This is a genomic window from Ancylobacter sp. WKF20 (assembly GCF_029760895.1).
In the GTDB taxonomy this organism is placed as follows: domain Bacteria; phylum Pseudomonadota; class Alphaproteobacteria; order Rhizobiales; family Xanthobacteraceae; genus Ancylobacter.
This window is the reverse complement of record NZ_CP121679.1, coordinates 1,183,035-1,198,518: the sequence shown is the minus strand read 5'-3', so window position 1 is coordinate 1,198,518 and position 15,484 is coordinate 1,183,035. Positions and strand designations below refer to the sequence as shown.

Here is a 15,484-nt window from a genome sequence, read left to right as displayed (position 1 = left end):
GAGCGTGCTCGCGCACCTCCGGGATGACGCCTCGTCCAGATGCTCGGGATCAGGCGGCGGAGACGCTCGCCTTGACGATCTTGTCGGGGTTCTGCACCGGCTCGCCCCGCTTCACCTTGTCGACATTCTCCATGCCTTCCACGACCTCGCCCCACACGGTGTACTGGCCGTCGAGGAAGGAAGCGTTGGCGAAGCAGATGAAGAACTGGCTGTCGCCGGAATCGGGGTGCTGGGCGCGGGCCATCGAGGCCGTGCCGCGCACGTGACGGCCGGCATTGAACTCGGCCTTCAGCTTCTTGCCCGAGCCGCCCGTGCCGTTGCCGAACTGGCCGTCGCCGGTCTGGGCCATGAAGCCTTCGATCACGCGATGGAACGGCACGTTGTCATAGAAGCCCTGCGTGGCGAGCTCGGCAATGCGCGCGACATGGTTCGGCGCGAGGTCCGGGCGGAACTTGATCTTGACCGGGCCCTGGGTGGTCTCGAGCAGCAGAAAGTTGGCAGCGTCAGACATAAGTCTCTCCTTGGAAACGGGGATCGGCGGCACGCGGCGTCTTACTTGACGTCCGCGGCGACCTTCATCGAAACGATCTTGTCGGGGTTCTGAACCGGCTCGCCGCGCTTGATCTTGTCGACATTCTCCATGCCGGAGACGACCTCGCCGATGACCGTGTACTGGCCGTTCAGGAAGGAGGCGTCACCGAAGGTGATGAAGAACTGCGAGTTGGCGCTGTTCGGGGCGGAGGCACGGGCCATGCCCACCGTGCCGCGCTTGAAGGGCACGTTGGAGAACTCGGCCGGCAGGTTCGGGTAGCGCGAGCCGCCCGTGCCATTGCCATATTGGCCATCGCCGGTCTGGGCCATGAAGCCCTCGATCACGCGGTGGAACGGCACGTTGTCGTAATAGCCCTCGCGCGCCAGCGTCTTGATGCGCTCGGCGTGTTTGGGGGCGATGTCGGCGCGCAGCACGAAGATCACCGGGCCCTTGGTGGTCTGCATGATGATCGTGTTCTGCGGATCGACATTCGGCGGCAGCTTCGGCGCCTGCGCCATCGCCGGCACGGCCAGCGCGACAGTGAGGGCGAAGGCGGCAAACAGGCTACGGATCATGGAAGGAACTCCGTTGAACGACGGCGGGTGAGCCGCCAAACATCAGCGCCGCGGAAAACGCGCGGTGAGCCGGGCCAGAACGGCCGGCGGGACGAAGGCGGAGACGTCACCACCCATGGCGGCGATCTGCCTGACCAGCGTGGCGGTGATAGGGCGGGCAATGGGCGAGGCCGGCAGGAAAATGGTCTGCACGGCGGGTTTCAGCACCGCATTCATGCCGGCCATCTGCATTTCATAATCGAGATCGGTACCGTCACGCAGGCCGCGGATGAGCAGATGCGCGCCCTGCGCTTCGGCGGCGTCGACCACCAGATTGTCGAAGGTTACGCAGTCGAGGCGCGCGCCCTCGGCTTCCGCAATCGGCTCGAACACCTCGCGCAGGAGGTCGAGCCGCTCCTCGGCGGTGAACAGAGGTGTCTTGCCGGGATGGATGCCGACGCCGATGACCAGCCGATCGGCCAGCCGGGCGGCGGCGCGCGCCACTTCCACATGGCCGTTGGTCGGCGGATCGAAGGATCCGGGATAAAAAGCGGTCCGCGCGGCGCTCATGGGCACTCTCGTGATGCGCGGCAAGGGTTAGCCGTCCGCACGGCCGGACGCAAGCGCCGGCCGACCCGCGACCTGCCGTTGCGGCGTTCTAGCGTTCGTGGCCGTCGATCCATTTGGTGACGGTGGGCGCGCGATAGGCGGCGAGTTTGCCAAGAAGCTCCGCCGGGCTGTCCGCCACCACCAGCATGTCGCGATGCTCCCGCCGCATGAAGCCTTCCTCCACCGTGTGATCGAGGAAGGTCAACAGGCTGTGGTAATAGCCCTCCACATCCAGCACCGCGCAGGGCTTGGTGTGGTTGCCGAGCTGGGCCCAGGTCCACACCTCGAACAGCTCCTCCAGCGTGCCAGCCCCGCCCGGCAGCGCGACGAAGGCGTCGGCCAGCTCGGCCATCTGCGCCTTGCGCTCGTGCATGGAGGTGACGATGCGCAGATCGGCGAGGCCGTGATGAGCGACCTCCTTGTCGACAAGGCGCTGCGGGATGATGCCGATCACCTCGCCGCCGGCGGCCAGCGCGGCATCGGCGAGCACGCCCATCAGCCCGACGGACGAGCCACCATAAACGAGGCCGATGCCCTGCTCCGCGAGCGCCCGCCCGAGGGCGGCGGCGGCCTCGCGATAGGCGGGGCGGCGGCCGGCATTGGAGCCGAGAAAGACGCAGATACGGCGCATGAGATCCTCGTCGACGTCGCTTCCCGTGGAAGCCCTTTGTTTCCTGGCAGGCGGCGCGCCATTGGAACCTGCCCGCAATGGCCGCCCGACATGGAAACGGCGCCGTTACCGGCGCCGCTCCGCGTGTTTCTGGCCATTCACGGCAGGCGGCCGCGCGGGATCATTCCTCGGCGCCCGCGCCGTCCTCGGCTTCCGCCTCGTCCTCGCTCACGCGCTCGACCGAGACGACCTTCTCGTCCTCCGCCGTGTCGAACACGATGACGCCCTGGCTGCCGCGCCCGACGATGCGGATGCCGTTCACCGGGCAGCGGATGAGCTGGCCGCCATCGGTCACCAGCATGATCTGGTCACCCTCATCCACCGGGAAGGAGGCGATGAGGGGCCCGTTGCGGTCATTGACCGCCATGGCGACGATGCCCTTACCGCCGCGCCGCGTGGTGCGGTACTCATAGGACGAGGTGCGCTTGCCGTAGCCATTCTCGGAGAGCGTCAGGATGAACTGCTCGGCCGCGCCCATCTCGATATAGCGCGCCTGGTCGATATCGGCCGGCACGGCGACGGCTTCCTCGGCATCGGCCTCGATCACCGCCTCCGGCTCCTCGCCGGCCGCTTCCGCGCCGTTCTGGCTGCGACGCATGGCGTTGGCGAGCTTGGTATAGGCCGCCCGCTCCTCGACGCTGGCTTCCACATGGCGGATGATGGCCATGGAGATGAGCTTGTCGGCGCCCTCGAGCTGGATGCCGCGCACGCCCATGGAGTCACGCCCCTTGAAGACGCGCACCTCGGTGACGGGGAAGCGGATGCACTGGCCGTTGGCACTGGTGAGCAGCACGTCGTCCTGCTCGGTGCAGAGCTGGACGTCGGCGATGGCCTCGCCCTCCTCCAGCTTCATGGCGATCTTGCCGTTACGATTCACATTGGTGAAGTCGGACAGCTCGTTGCGCCGGACCGTGCCGCCCGTGGTGGCGAACATGATCTGTAGCCGGCTCCACGTCTCCTCGTCCGGCAGCGCCATGATGGAGGTGATGCGCTCGCCTTCGGTTAGCGGCAGGATGTTCACCAGCGCCTTGCCGCGCGCCTGCGGGGCGGCGATGGGGAGGCGCCACACCTTCAGCTTGTAGACCTGGCCCTTCGACGAGAAGAACAGCACCGGCGCGTGGGTCGAGGCGACGAACAGGCGGGTGACGAAATCCTCGTCGCGCGTCTGCATCGCCGAGCGGCCCTTGCCGCCGCGCCGCTGCGCCCGATAGGTCGAGAGCGGCACACGCTTCACATAGCCCGCATGGGAGACGGTGACGACCATGTCCTCGCGGGCGATGAGGTCTTCATCCTCGAAATCGCCTTCCGCCTCGATAATCTCGGTCTTCCGCGGCGTGCCGAATTCCGCTTTCACCGCAAGGAGTTCGTCCTTGACGATGGTGCGGATGCGCTCTCGGCTGGCGAGAATGTCGAGATATTCGCGGATCTCCACGGCGATCTTGTCGAGCTCGTCCGCCACCTCGTCGCGGCCGAGCGCGGTGAGGCGCTGCAGACGCAGGTCGAGGATGGCGCGCGCCTGCTCGAAGGACAGCCGGTAAGTGTTGTCCGGGCCGAGCCGGTGGCGCGGATCGTCGATCAGCGCGATCAGCGGGGCGACGTCGAGCGCCGGCCAGTCGCGCGTCATCAGCGCCTCGCGCGCACTCGCCGGATCGGGCGAGGTGCGGATCGTGTGGATGATCTCGTCGATATTGGCGACGGCGATGGCAAGGCCCACCAACACATGCGCCCGATCGCGCGCCTTGCGCAGAAGGAACTTCGTTCGCCGGCTAACCACATCCTCGCGGAAGGCGACGAAAGCGGTCAGCAGATCGAGCAGGTTCATCAGCGCCGGCTTGCCGCCGTTCAGCGCCACCATGTTGGCGCCGAAGGAGGTCTGCAGCGAGGTCATGCGGTAGAGGTTGTTCAGCACCACCTCGGCCTGGGCGTCGCGCTTGATCTCGAACACGACGCGCATCCCCTCGCGGGAGGATTCGTCGCGGATCTCGGCGATGCCTTCCAGCCGCTTCTCGCGCACCAGCTCGGCGATGCGCTCGATCATCGTCGCCTTGTTCACCTGATACGGGATCTCGGTGACGATGATGGCGTCGCGGTCCTTGCGGATTTCCTCGATCGTGGCGCGCGAGCGCATCACCACCGAGCCGCGCCCGGTCAGATAGGCCTGGCGAATACCGCTGCGGCCGAGGATCAGCGCGCCGGTGGGGAAATCCGGCCCGTGGATATAGTCCAGCAGCTTCTCGACATCGAGCGAGGGATCGTCGATCAGCGCGATACAGGCATCCACCACCTCGCCGAGATTATGCGGGGGGATGTTGGTCGCCATGCCGACGGCGATGCCGCCCGCACCATTGACCAGCAGGTTCGGCAACCGCGCGGGGAGCACGGTCGGCTCCTGCTCGCGCCCGTCATAGTTGGCCTGAAAGTCGACCGTGTCCTTGTCGAGATCGTCCAGCAGCGCCATCGCCGACTTGGCGAGGCGCACCTCGGTGTAGCGTTCGGCCGCCGGCGGATCACCATCCACGGAGCCGAAATTGCCCTGGCCGTCGATCAGCGGCAGACGCAACGAGAAGTCCTGCGCCAGGCGCACCAGCGCGTCATAAATCGCCAGGTTGCCGTGCGGATGGTACTTACCCATCGTGTCGCCGGTGACGCGGGCGGATTTGTTGTAGGGCCGCTCGGGCGTGTAGTTGTTCTCGCGCATCGAGAACAGGATGCGCCGATGCACCGGCTTCAACCCGTCGCGCACATCAGGCAGCGCGCGCGAAACGATGACGCTCATCGCGTAGTCGAGATAGCTACGCGAAAGTTCTTCCGTGATGGAGACGGGCCGGATGTCCGTAGGGCCGCCGCCCTCCGGCTTTGTCGTATCGGAATCGGACAAGGAACCACTTTCCGTAGTTGCCGAACAGGTAGGATTGTCTAGCCGATTCCGGCCGCCAACGCCAGCTTTGCGCGCGTTTCAATCGCGCGAAAAGCGTTTCACTTTCAATGTGTTATGCGGGCGTTTTGAGAAACTGTGGAGATCATGGCCAAACCGGGGCATTTACGCGCGTTTTAGCGCGTCCCGGACCGGAGAAACCGGCAGGCGCGAACGCCGGTCCGCCCGGCGCCGCGGAGACCGCCAGGGCGGCAACCTGCCAGCCCCGAGAGCGACGCCCACGCCGATTTGGTCAAGGCCGCACGCCGATGGTGCCCGCTCGGGGCGCGCGAACCATCGTCGTCGGGGCTGCCGCACCCAATTCCGCTCCCCGTCTCTGAAAACGCCGCCGCCGAGGGGCGCGTCAGCCACTGCCACGGCAGGCTCGCAACACGTACCCGCCAAACGGCCGGCGGATCCTCTGACGCCGCTTCTCGGTAGGCCGATCGTCCCTACCCGCCTTCCCAGCCGCAGGACCTCTTCCGGCCTCCAGCTTTGCGCCGGCGGCAAGGCATGGCGCCGCCCTCGCTCCGCCTGCTGCCGCCGCAGCCGCATCTCCCGCGCCGTTCCCCTTGCACAACGGCCCCATGTCGGCACAGTGGGCGGTACCGGGGGGGCTCCATGCTCGACTACGTCTTCTCTGCCGCCGTCACCATGCTGGTGGTGATCGATCCCATTGGCCTCGCGCCGCTTTTCCTGGCGGTGACGCATGATCTGTCGCCGGCCGAGCGGCGGCTGGTGGCCTGGCGCTCCTCGGCCATCGCGCTGGCCATTCTGGTGTTTTTCGGGCTGGTCGGCGCGCCGCTGCTGCATGCGCTCGGCATTACCCTGCCGGCCTTCCGCATTGCCGGCGGGCTGCTGCTTTTCACCATTTCCTTCGAGATGGTGTTCGGCCGGCGCACCGAGCGCACCATCGATTCCAGCGCCGCCACGGCGCGCGAACAGGCGCTGCGTATGATGGCGGTGTTCCCGCTGGCGATCCCGCTCATGGCGGGGCCCGGCGCCATCACCGCCATGCTGCTGCTGGCCGGCGAGGCGCATGGCGATCCCGCCCGGCTGGCGGCGCTGTTCGTCATCACCCTCCTGGTGATCGCGAGCTGCCTGCTGGTCTATCTCGCCGCCGGTGGGGTGAACCGGCTGCTGGGCGTCACCGGTAACGCCATCCTCTCGCGCCTGCTCGGCGTGGTGCTGACGGCGCTGGCGGTGCAGTTTGTCATCGACGGCATCCGCGCCGCCTTTCCCAGCTGACGCGCGCGGGAGCCCGAGCGGCGGAGCACTTGGCCCTTAGTATCCTCGCCGATAAAGGCGGGTCCCCCACCGGGACGCCTCTGGGCGAAACCGGGGAGAAAGCCTCTAGGCACCACAGGAGCCGGAGGCTTGGCAAAAGCCGCCGCCCTGTCAGTCCTGCACCTGCCGCGCCGCTCCCCGCCTATGCCGTGATCCGCGCAGCTTCTTGAGCCGCGCAGGGTGGCTGTGTCGCGCCGGCCTTAACCTGGCGCCGCACCTCAGAACGGGATGTCGTCGTCGAGATCGCCGCCAAACTTGCCGCCGCCGCTCGCCGGGGCCGGCTTGCGGTCATTGCCGAAGGATCCGCCGCCGACGCTCGCACGCGAACCGCCGCCGCCAAAGGACGCACCACCGGAATAGCCGCCGCCCGAACCGAAATCGCTGCCGCCGGCGCTGTAATCGTCACCGCCGCCCTCGCCGCCGCCACTGCCGCGGCTGTCGAGAATGGTCAGTTCGCCGCGATAGGCGCGCAGCACAACTTCCGTGAAATAGCGCTCGCCGCCATTCTGGTCGGTCGCCTTGCGGGTCTCCAGCTGGCCTTCGATATAAACCTTGGTGCCCTTGCGCAGATACTGCTCGGCGACCTTCAGCAGGTTCTCGTTGAAGATCACCACGCTGTGCCACTCGGTGCGCTCCCTGCGCTCGCCGGAGGCCTTGTCGCGCCAGGTCTCGGAGGTGGCGATGCGCAGGTTGCAGACCCGCCCGCCATTCTGGAAGGTGCGCACTTCCGGGTCGCGGCCGAGATTGCCGATCAGAATAACCTTGTTGACGCTGCCCGCCATGTCGTCCTCCGAGAGTCTATCGGACGCCCGCGGCGGAGCGCGCGCGCCTTGAAGCGGGCATAGTAGCCCATCCCTGCCGCGCCTGCGCCCCCGCCCGCGCGCCTTTCCACATGCCACTGCCCGGTTGCGACTGCCGCAAGACCGGGCACCGCTCCCCGTCCGCCGTACCAGCGTCGCGATTGTTCTTGTTATGTTCCTAGCATTGTGGCTAGTCTGACGCAAGACGACGAGTCGCACATTGCAGCCGGCCGGAGCCGCATTATGTTAAGCCCCGTGATTGCCAGGGAGCTTTCCCATCATGACCGACGTGCGTAATCGCCGGCGCGCCCGCGCCACCGCCATTGCCCTGCAGGCCGAGGACGCCCGTCAGGCGTTGATCCGCCGCGCGCTTCTCGCCGTAACCGGCGGGCTCATCGCCGCCGTGGCGGTCGCGGCCCTCGCCATGCGGGGCATCGGCTTCTGATCCGTGCCGGGACGGGCGGCCGCCCCAGCGAACCTGTTTTGGCACTGCCCGTCGATAAAGAGACCGGAATGAAGGACCGCGTGGATCTTCCGCGCCGCGACGCCCGTTCGATCATCATTCGCGGGGCGCGCGAGCATAATCTCAAGAATGTGGATCTGGAGATCCCGCGCGACAGCCTGGTGGTGTTCACCGGGTTGTCCGGCTCGGGCAAGTCGTCGCTCGCTTTCGACACGATCTACGCCGAAGGCCAGCGCCGCTATGTCGAGAGCCTCTCGGCCTATGCGCGCCAGTTCCTGGAGATGATGCAGAAGCCGGACGTCGACCAGATCGACGGCCTATCGCCGGCCATCTCCATCGAGCAGAAGACCACCTCGAAGAATCCGCGCTCGACCGTCGGCACCGTCACCGAGATCTACGACTATATGCGCCTTCTCTGGGCGCGCGTCGGCGTGCCCTATTCGCCGGCCACTGGCCTGCCGATCGAGAGCCAGACGGTCAGCCAGATGGTCGACCGCGTGCTCGCTCTGCCGGAAAAGACGCGGCTGTTCCTGCTTGCGCCCGTGGTGCGCGGGCGCAAGGGCGAATACCGAAAGGAACTGGCGGACTTCCAGAAGAAGGGCTTCCAGCGCGTCAAGATCGACGGCCAGTTCCACGAGATCGCCGAGGCGCCGGCGCTCGACAAGAAGTTCAAGCACGACATCGACGTGGTGGTGGATCGTCTCGTCGTGCGCGGCGACATCGCCAGCCGCCTCGCCGATTCTTTCGAGACCGCGCTCGGCCTCGCCGACGGCATCGCGGTGATCGAATTCGCCGACGAGAAGGACGAGGGCGGCGAGGCACGCCGCATCATCTTCTCGGAGAAATTCGCCTGCCCGGTCTCCGGTTTCACCATTCCCGAGATCGAGCCGCGGCTATTCTCCTTCAACAACCCCTTCGGCGCCTGTCCGGTCTGCGATGGCCTCGGCCATGAGAGCAAGATCGACCCCGAACTCATCGTGCCGGACCGCACGCGCAGCCTCAAGCAAGGCGCCATCGCGCCCTGGGCGAAGTCCTCGTCGCCCTATTACGGCCAGACGCTCGACGCGCTCGCCCGCCATTACGGCTTCAAGCTGACCACCAAATGGGCCGACCTGCCGGAGAAGGCGCAGCAGGTCATCCTGCACGGCTCCGGGTCCGAGTTGATCCGCTTTGTCTATGACGATGGCATGCGGGCCTATGAGACCGCGAAGACCTTCGAAGGCATCGTCACCAATCTCGAGCGCCGCTGGCGCGAGACCGAGAGCGACTGGGCGCGCGAGGAAATCGGCAAATATTTCTCCGCCGTGCCCTGCGCCGCCTGTAATGGCTTCCGGTTGAAGCCCGAGGCGCTGGCGGTGAAGATCGCCGGCAGCCACATCGGCAACGCCGCGCAGCTTTCCGTGCGCGCGGCGCTGGAGTGGTTCGGCACCCTGCCCGGCCAGCTTTCCGACAAGCAGAACGAGATCGCCGTCCGCATTCTCAAGGAGATTCGCGAGCGCCTCGCCTTCCTGCTCGATGTGGGACTGGATTATCTCACTTTGGCGCGCGCTTCCGGCACGCTGTCCGGCGGCGAGAGCCAGCGCATCCGCCTCGCCTCGCAAATCGGCTCGGGGCTCACCGGTGTGCTCTATGTGCTGGACGAGCCCTCCATCGGCCTGCACCAGCGCGACAATGAACGCCTGCTCGGCACGCTGCGCCGGCTGCGCGACCTCGGCAACACGGTGATCGTGGTCGAGCATGACGAGGACGCCATCCTTGCCGCCGATTACGTCGTGGATGTCGGGCCGGGCGCCGGCGTGCACGGCGGACGCATTGTCGCGCAGGGCACGCCACAGGAAATCCTCGCCAACCCGAACTCACTGACGGGCAAATATCTCACCGGCGCGCTCACCGTGCCGGTGCCCAAGCGCCGCAAGCCGGACCGCAAGCGGCTGCTTCGCGTGGTCAATGCCCGCGCCAACAACCTGAAGAACGTCACGGCGGAGATCCCGCTCGGCCTGTTCACCGCCGTCACCGGCGTGTCGGGCGGCGGCAAGTCGACGCTGCTGGTCGACACGCTCTACAAGGCGGTTGCGCGCCGGCTCAATGGCGCCTCCGAGCCGCCGCTGGCGCATGACGGGCTGGAAGGGCTGGAGCATCTCGACAAGGTCATCGACATCGACCAGTCGCCGATCGGCCGCACGCCGCGTTCGAATCCCGCGACCTATACCGGCGCCTTCACGCCGATCCGCGAATGGTTCGCCGGCCTGCCGGAGGCGAAGGCGCGCGGCTACGGCCCCGGCCGCTTCTCCTTCAACGTGAAGGGCGGGCGCTGCGAGGCCTGCCAGGGCGATGGCGTCATCAAGATCGAGATGCACTTTTTGCCGGACGTTTACGTCACCTGCGACGTCTGCAAGGGCAAGCGCTATAACCGTGAAACGCTCGAAGTCACGTTCAAGAACAAGTCGATAGCTGACGTTCTTGACATGACGGTCGAGGAAGGTGCCGAGTTTTTCAAGGCGGTGCCTGCGGTGCGCGAGAAGCTGGAGACGCTTTCGCGAGTCGGCCTCGACTATATCAAGGTCGGCCAACAGGCGAACACGCTGTCCGGCGGCGAGGCGCAGCGCGTCAAGCTCTCCAAGGAGCTGTCGCGCCGGGCCACGGGGCGCACGCTCTATATCCTCGACGAGCCGACCACTGGCCTGCACTTCCACGATGTCGCCAAGCTCTTGGAAGTGCTGCACGAGCTGGTCGAGCAGGGCAATACGGTGGTGGTGATCGAGCACAATCTCGAGGTTATCAAGACCGCCGACTGGGTGCTCGACCTCGGCCCTGAGGGGGGCGATGGCGGCGGCGAGATCGTCGCGGCCGGCCCGCCCGAGGTGATCGCCAAGACCGAACGCAGCCACACCGGCCGCTTCCTCGCCGAAGTGCTGGCCCGCCGCCCGCTCAAGTCCCGTAGCGCGGCGGAGTAGGCGCCGGGCCGGGCGAGCGGAAGCCCGCGCGCCCTTTGCCCCCGCCCTAACGGGTGGCCTCCCGTGCCGGCGCCTCACGCAGGCGCACCAGATGCACCGTCGCGGCGATCAGCACGATGGTCGCACCGAACTGGTGGGTGAGCGCAATGTCGATCGGCACCTGGTGGATCAGGGTGAGGATGCCGAGCATCGCCTGGCAGGCGACCAGCCCGAAGATCAGCAGCGCCCGCTGGCGTGCCGCCCCGCCCGCCCGGCGCGCGGCGAGGTAATGGCCGAGCGCGAGCGCCAGCAGCACATAGGCGAAAAGCCGGTGGTTGAACTGCACGGTCAGCACGTTCTCGAACAGGTTCCGCCACGCCGGCTGCTGCACGAAGAGGTTGGCCATGGGCGGCACGAGGTGCCCGTCCATCAGCGGCCATGTCGTGTAGGTGAGGCCCGCATCGAGCCCCGCGACGAGGCCGCCGAGGAAGATCTGCAGCACCACCACGGCGAGCAGGATATGCGCGTTGGTGCGCAGCCAGGCCGGCACCGCCTGCGGCGCACGGGCGGGTTTCAGCGACACGGCGACCGCCACGGTGGCGGCGAGGATGATGCAGGCCAGCGTCAGGTGGGTGGCAAGCCGGTACTGGCTCACATCCACCCGGTTCACCAGCCCCGAGGCGACCATCCACCAGCCCACGGCCCCCTGCAGACCGCCGAGCACGAACAGCCCGGTGAGCTTCCAGCCAAGCGGCCGGTCGATCAGCCCGCGCCAGAGGAAGAACAGGAAGGGCAGCAGGAAGACGAAGCCGATGATGCGGCCGAGCAGCCGGTGGCCCCATTCCCACCAGAAAATGTATTTGAACTCGTCGAGGCTCATGCCCCGGTTGATCTGCACATATTGCGGGATCTGCCGGTACTTCTCGAACTCGGCCTGCCACTGCGCGTCGGAGAGCGGCGGCAGCGTGCCGGTTACCGGCTTCCACTCGGTGATGGAGAGGCCGGATTCGGTCAGCCGCGTCGCGCCGCCGACGACCACCATCAGCACGATCAGCGCCGCCACGGCATAGAGCCACAGGCGCACGGGGCGCAGGCGGTCGGCTGCCCCGGTCGCGGCGCGCGGGGCGGTGGCGGGAAAGGTCTGGTCAAGGGCCATGCTGCGCTCCTGGCAAGGGTGGCCATCAGCCCCGCTGGCCACCGTCGGCCGGGCGGCTTCCTCCCCGGCCCGGCGAGCGATATAGAGGCGTCGGGCGGCGCGCAACCGGACTCTTTGTCTCGCGCCGGCCGGTGATCCGACGCGAACAGGACGGTGCGATGAGCCAGCAGCCGATGAGCGACCCACGGGGCCTGCCCCCGCGCCTGCGCAAATTCATCGGCACGGTGGCGCTGCTGCTGCTGGTCATCATCTGGGCGCTGGCCGCCATGGCGCTGGCGCAGGGCCGTGTGACCACCCTGCCCGGCTATGCGCAGTTTTTCGCGTATGTCTTCCTCGGAATCGGCTGGATATTCCCCGCCGGCTGGATAATCCGCTGGATGATGCGCTTCGACCGGCGGCCGGAAACGCTCTGATCCACCCGATCACAAGAGCTTGAGCGGGCGCCCGCTCAGGCGGCCTGCGGCAGCGGTCGGGGCGGGGCGACCTCAGTGAAGGTCACCATGGCGATGTCGCCGAATCCCTGCTCGGCGAGATAGTCGAAGGCCTGCACCGCGTCAGTCGCCGCCCCGCCCGGCTGGGTGACGAGGATGAGCGTCGGCTTGAGCGCCGCGACGCGCGCCGTGCCCTCCGCCTCGGCGAAGGGGGGCGCGGCCACCACCACATGGTCATAGGTCTGCATCAGCGCGCTGAGGATCAGCGTCAGCCGGTCGGCGCCCACCAGCCCGCTCGCCTCGCAGGCGCCGCGTCCGGGCGGAATCACATGGCAGCGTGAAGCCGCCTCGCGATGGATGGCGTCGGAGAAGCTCGCCACGCCGAACAGCAGGTCGGTCAGCCCCGGCGCGCGCGGATCAGTGGTCAGTTCGGCCAGGGCCGGCGCCATGACATCGAGGCAGACGATGACGGTGCGCCGCTCGGGCGAGGCGAGCGCGCGGGCCAGCGCCAGCGCGCAGCGGGCGATGCCGTCATCGGGCGAGGGCCCCGTCACTACCACAAGCCGTGCCGCGGCGCCGCGCAGTTCGATGAGGCGGGCGAGATCGGCCAGTTCGCCATCACGGGACAAGTGGCGGCGCGGGCGCGGCTCGCCTTCCCCGGCGAAATCATCGGCGCTTTCCGCGCCGATCCACGGCAGATGCTGCGCCGCGCCTTCGCGGGCGAGTTCGGGAAGCGCGGGCGCGACAGCCGCAGGTGGAACGGGCGCGCTGCGGCGGCGACGGCGGAAGAATTGCAGCCCGAGCGCGAGGCCGAAAGCGCCGAGCGCGGCACCGCCAGCGGCCAATGCGGGCGCCGGCGCGAGCGGCTCGGCCGGGGCCTGCGCACGGGAGGCGAGCCGCGCCGGCATGGCAATGGGCCCGCCCGCTTCCATGTTGAAGGCGCCGCGGGTCTGGCGCAGCCGGAGATAGCTGTCGGCGAAGGCATTGGCGACATCGGCGGCCAGCGTCGGGCTGGCAGCAACGAAGCGGATGACGGTCTGCCCGTCCGCCCGGTCCTTTACGGTGAGCCCGCCCTCGATGGAGCGCAGCGCGGCGGTATCGCCGGTGGAGGCGCTGGCCGGTGCGCCGAGCAGCGCATTCAGCCGGTCGGACAGCGAAAGGCGGCGATCGGTGAGACGGTCGGTGAGCCGTGTGTCCTCAATGACCTGCCGGGCGAATTCGCGCGAGGCGATGATCTGCGCCCGCGTGGTCGGTGCCGCCATGCCGCGCGCCTCCGGCAGCAGGCGGGCCTCGGCTGCATAGCGCGGCTGGGCGAGTACGCCGGCCAGCCCGCCGACGAGCAGGGCGGCAAGGCTCGGCACCAGCAGATGGCGGCGGGCGAAGGCGCGAAATGCCGTACCGCGTGTTGGGGCGTCCATCAACGGCACGTCACCGGACGCGTTCGATCCAGCCGTCATCGGCGGAATTGACGCTGCGATAGAAAGCGGCAGGAAGGGGCCATAAGCCTCCGCCACCGCAACTCCCGCACCTGCCATGTCCGGCTCGTTCACCATGGCCGCATTAGGCGACCATTGTGGTTTCCACCGTGTTAAAGGCCGCGCGGCGATTGTCGGGGTGCCTATGGAAGGCGCGCCCTTCCCTGCCTGATACCGTCACTGGCGATGCTTCCGGTGAGGATCGCGTGATGGTTGAAGGGCTTCTCGCCAAGCTCCCGGCCCTCGCCGCCTCGATCACAGGCGGCGCCCGTTTCGAGGCGCTCGACGCCGGCGACGAGGCCGATCACCGCGGAATCTATGTCCATGCGTTGCTGGCGCAGAAACCGTGGTCGATTCCCTGCTCGGGAACAGCGGCCAGACCAATCCCTAGGCCGTTTGGCCCGGCAAAACCGGGTGCGGCTCAATGAGACTGTCTTCTTCGGGATATGCCTGCGGCCTAATGGTCGGAGCGGCGGGATTCGAACCCACGACCCCTAGTCCCCCAGGTCGAGAGGCGTTCGCCGTAGCGCGTTGCGACCTATACGGCTTTCAACTTCCGCTTTCCAGTTCGGGATTTATTTCGGGACTTTGAGAGCTTCTCAAGCCCCTCGCGCAGATCCTCGTCGAGCACGTGGGCGTAGCGCACGGTGGTCTTGATGTCCCGGTGGTTGAGGGCCTTCTGCACCAGCTTCAGGTTGCCGGTCTGGCGCAGCAGCTTGGTGCCGAGGTCGTGGCGGAAGTCGTGGAAACGGAAGTCGGCCATGCCGGCCCGCTTCTTCATCCGGCGCCAATAGCTCTTGAGCCCGTCATAGGTCAGCGGCAGGCGTTCGCCCTTCACCAGCCCCTTCGAGCGCACGGTGCGCTGCACGACATAGGTGAACACCTGGTGCGGGTGGTGCCCGCGCAGCGGCCACAGGATGGTGCGGATCTCGGCCGTGATGATGGTGCGCACCGGCAGGCTGCCCTTGCCGATGGTCTGGATGACGCCGGCCTCCCAATCCACCTCCTCCCACCGGATGAAACACTCGGACAGGCGCAGGCCGCTGGCGCGGGCGAAGGCGAAGAAGGGCTCGAGGTCATCGCGCATCTCGGCATCGAGGCGCGTCTCCTCGGCCGGGCGCAGCTCGCGCGTGCGCTCGGTCGGCTCGCGAAGCATGTGGATCTTCCAGTTAGGCTCGCGCGGCAGCTCGGCCCCCCAGGCGCGCTTCGCCCGGTTGAACAGCTTCTTCAACACCTCGGTGGTGGAGCGGTTCACGGTGGCGGGCGAGATGAAGGGCGCTTCGTCTCCGGCCCATGCGCGATGCCCCCGGCGCCAGGCCACCATGTGGGCGACGGCGTCATCGTCGATATCGGCAAGGCGTGTCTCGGCGCCGAAATAGGTGAACAGCCGCTGGAGATTGGTCCATGTGGTGGCGGCGCCGGCGTGATGCTTGCCGACTTCCTCCCAATAACGGCTGGTGGCGGCGAGCATGGTGAGCGGGCCGGTGCGCAGCCGCTCCGATTCGCGGACGATCTGCTTCGCCTTCTCCCGCTCGGCCGCCTCTACAAGCTTCGCGGCCTTGAGTGTTTTGGCCTTGGTTGATCCGTGAAAGCGACGACCACGGACCTGGAAGTCGTAGTGGTAGAACGGGGACCCTTTCGGTTGGTAGAGCGACATGGG

General features: G+C 67.5%; 14 protein-coding genes. 5 read left to right on the top strand and 9 right to left on the bottom strand.

Annotated features, from left to right (window positions below):
* Positions 1–49: 49 nt before the first annotated feature.
* From AncyloWKF20_RS05425 to gyrA, 5 genes are all read right to left on the bottom strand, one after another.
* Positions 50–511, bottom strand: a complete 462-nt coding sequence (locus AncyloWKF20_RS05425; protein WP_267582459.1) for a peptidylprolyl isomerase — start codon at positions 509–511, stop codon at positions 50–52.
* A 41-nt stretch (positions 512–552) separates the two neighbouring features.
* Positions 553–1,107 carry a peptidylprolyl isomerase gene (locus tag AncyloWKF20_RS05420; RefSeq protein ID WP_279316879.1) on the bottom strand — a complete coding sequence of 185 codons (555 nt, stop codon included), beginning with the start codon at positions 1,105–1,107 and terminating at the stop codon, positions 553–555.
* A gap of 42 nt (positions 1,108–1,149) precedes the next feature.
* On the bottom strand, positions 1,150–1,656 hold the full coding sequence (gene coaD / locus AncyloWKF20_RS05415) for a pantetheine-phosphate adenylyltransferase (protein ID WP_267582461.1): 507 nt from the start codon (positions 1,654–1,656) through the stop codon (positions 1,150–1,152).
* Positions 1,657–1,744: 88 nt separating this feature from the next.
* A complete protein-coding gene (locus tag AncyloWKF20_RS05410; protein ID WP_279316878.1) occupies positions 1,745–2,326 on the bottom strand; it encodes a TIGR00730 family Rossman fold protein in 582 nt (193 codons plus the stop codon).
* A 160-nt stretch (positions 2,327–2,486) separates the two neighbouring features.
* The gene (gyrA, locus tag AncyloWKF20_RS05405; protein ID WP_279316877.1) at positions 2,487–5,243 is read right to left on the bottom strand and encodes a DNA gyrase subunit A; all 2,757 of its coding nucleotides are present in this window, start codon (positions 5,241–5,243) and stop codon (positions 2,487–2,489) included.
* A 657-nt stretch (positions 5,244–5,900) separates the two neighbouring features.
* On the opposite strand from gyrA, the gene AncyloWKF20_RS05400 reads away from it, so the two are divergent.
* Positions 5,901–6,527: a MarC family protein gene (locus tag AncyloWKF20_RS05400; RefSeq protein ID WP_279316876.1), complete on the top strand. Its 627-nt coding sequence runs from the start codon at positions 5,901–5,903 to the stop codon at positions 6,525–6,527.
* Positions 6,528–6,784: 257 nt separating this feature from the next.
* Here AncyloWKF20_RS05400 and ssb read toward each other — a convergent pair whose 3' ends face one another.
* The gene (gene ssb, locus AncyloWKF20_RS05395) at positions 6,785–7,348 is read right to left on the bottom strand and encodes a single-stranded DNA-binding protein (RefSeq protein ID WP_279316875.1); all 564 of its coding nucleotides are present in this window, start codon (positions 7,346–7,348) and stop codon (positions 6,785–6,787) included.
* A gap of 298 nt (positions 7,349–7,646) precedes the next feature.
* Between ssb and AncyloWKF20_RS05390 the strand changes: the two genes are divergently transcribed.
* Complete coding sequence (locus AncyloWKF20_RS05390) at positions 7,647–7,811, top strand: hypothetical protein (protein ID WP_267582466.1); 165 nt, start codon at positions 7,647–7,649, stop codon at positions 7,809–7,811.
* A gap of 68 nt (positions 7,812–7,879) precedes the next feature.
* Complete coding sequence (gene uvrA / locus AncyloWKF20_RS05385; RefSeq protein WP_279316874.1) at positions 7,880–10,783, top strand: excinuclease ABC subunit UvrA; 2,904 nt, start codon at positions 7,880–7,882, stop codon at positions 10,781–10,783.
* Positions 10,784–10,829: 46 nt separating this feature from the next.
* Here the strand turns inward: uvrA and AncyloWKF20_RS05380 are convergent, their stop codons facing one another.
* Positions 10,830–11,918, bottom strand: coding sequence for a COX15/CtaA family protein (locus AncyloWKF20_RS05380; protein WP_279316873.1), 1,089 nt, complete (start codon positions 11,916–11,918; stop codon positions 10,830–10,832).
* A gap of 173 nt (positions 11,919–12,091) precedes the next feature.
* Here AncyloWKF20_RS05380 and AncyloWKF20_RS05375 point away from each other — a divergent pair, with 173 nt between their 5' ends.
* On the top strand, positions 12,092–12,331 hold the full coding sequence (locus AncyloWKF20_RS05375; protein WP_279316872.1) for a DUF2842 domain-containing protein: 240 nt from the start codon (positions 12,092–12,094) through the stop codon (positions 12,329–12,331).
* Between the two features lie 35 nt (positions 12,332–12,366).
* Here the strand turns inward: AncyloWKF20_RS05375 and AncyloWKF20_RS05370 are convergent, their stop codons facing one another.
* On the bottom strand, positions 12,367–13,767 hold the full coding sequence (locus tag AncyloWKF20_RS05370; RefSeq protein ID WP_279316871.1) for a lipopolysaccharide biosynthesis protein: 1,401 nt from the start codon (positions 13,765–13,767) through the stop codon (positions 12,367–12,369).
* Between the two features lie 266 nt (positions 13,768–14,033).
* On the opposite strand from AncyloWKF20_RS05370, the gene AncyloWKF20_RS05365 reads away from it, so the two are divergent.
* Positions 14,034–14,252, top strand: coding sequence for a hypothetical protein (locus AncyloWKF20_RS05365; protein WP_279316870.1), 219 nt, complete (start codon positions 14,034–14,036; stop codon positions 14,250–14,252).
* Positions 14,253–14,362: 110 nt separating this feature from the next.
* Here the strand turns inward: AncyloWKF20_RS05365 and AncyloWKF20_RS05360 are convergent, their stop codons facing one another.
* Positions 14,363–15,481 (bottom strand): site-specific integrase, encoded by a 1,119-nt coding sequence (locus tag AncyloWKF20_RS05360; RefSeq protein WP_279316869.1) that lies wholly within the window; start codon positions 15,479–15,481, stop codon positions 14,363–14,365.
* Positions 15,482–15,484: the final 3 nt, after the last annotated feature.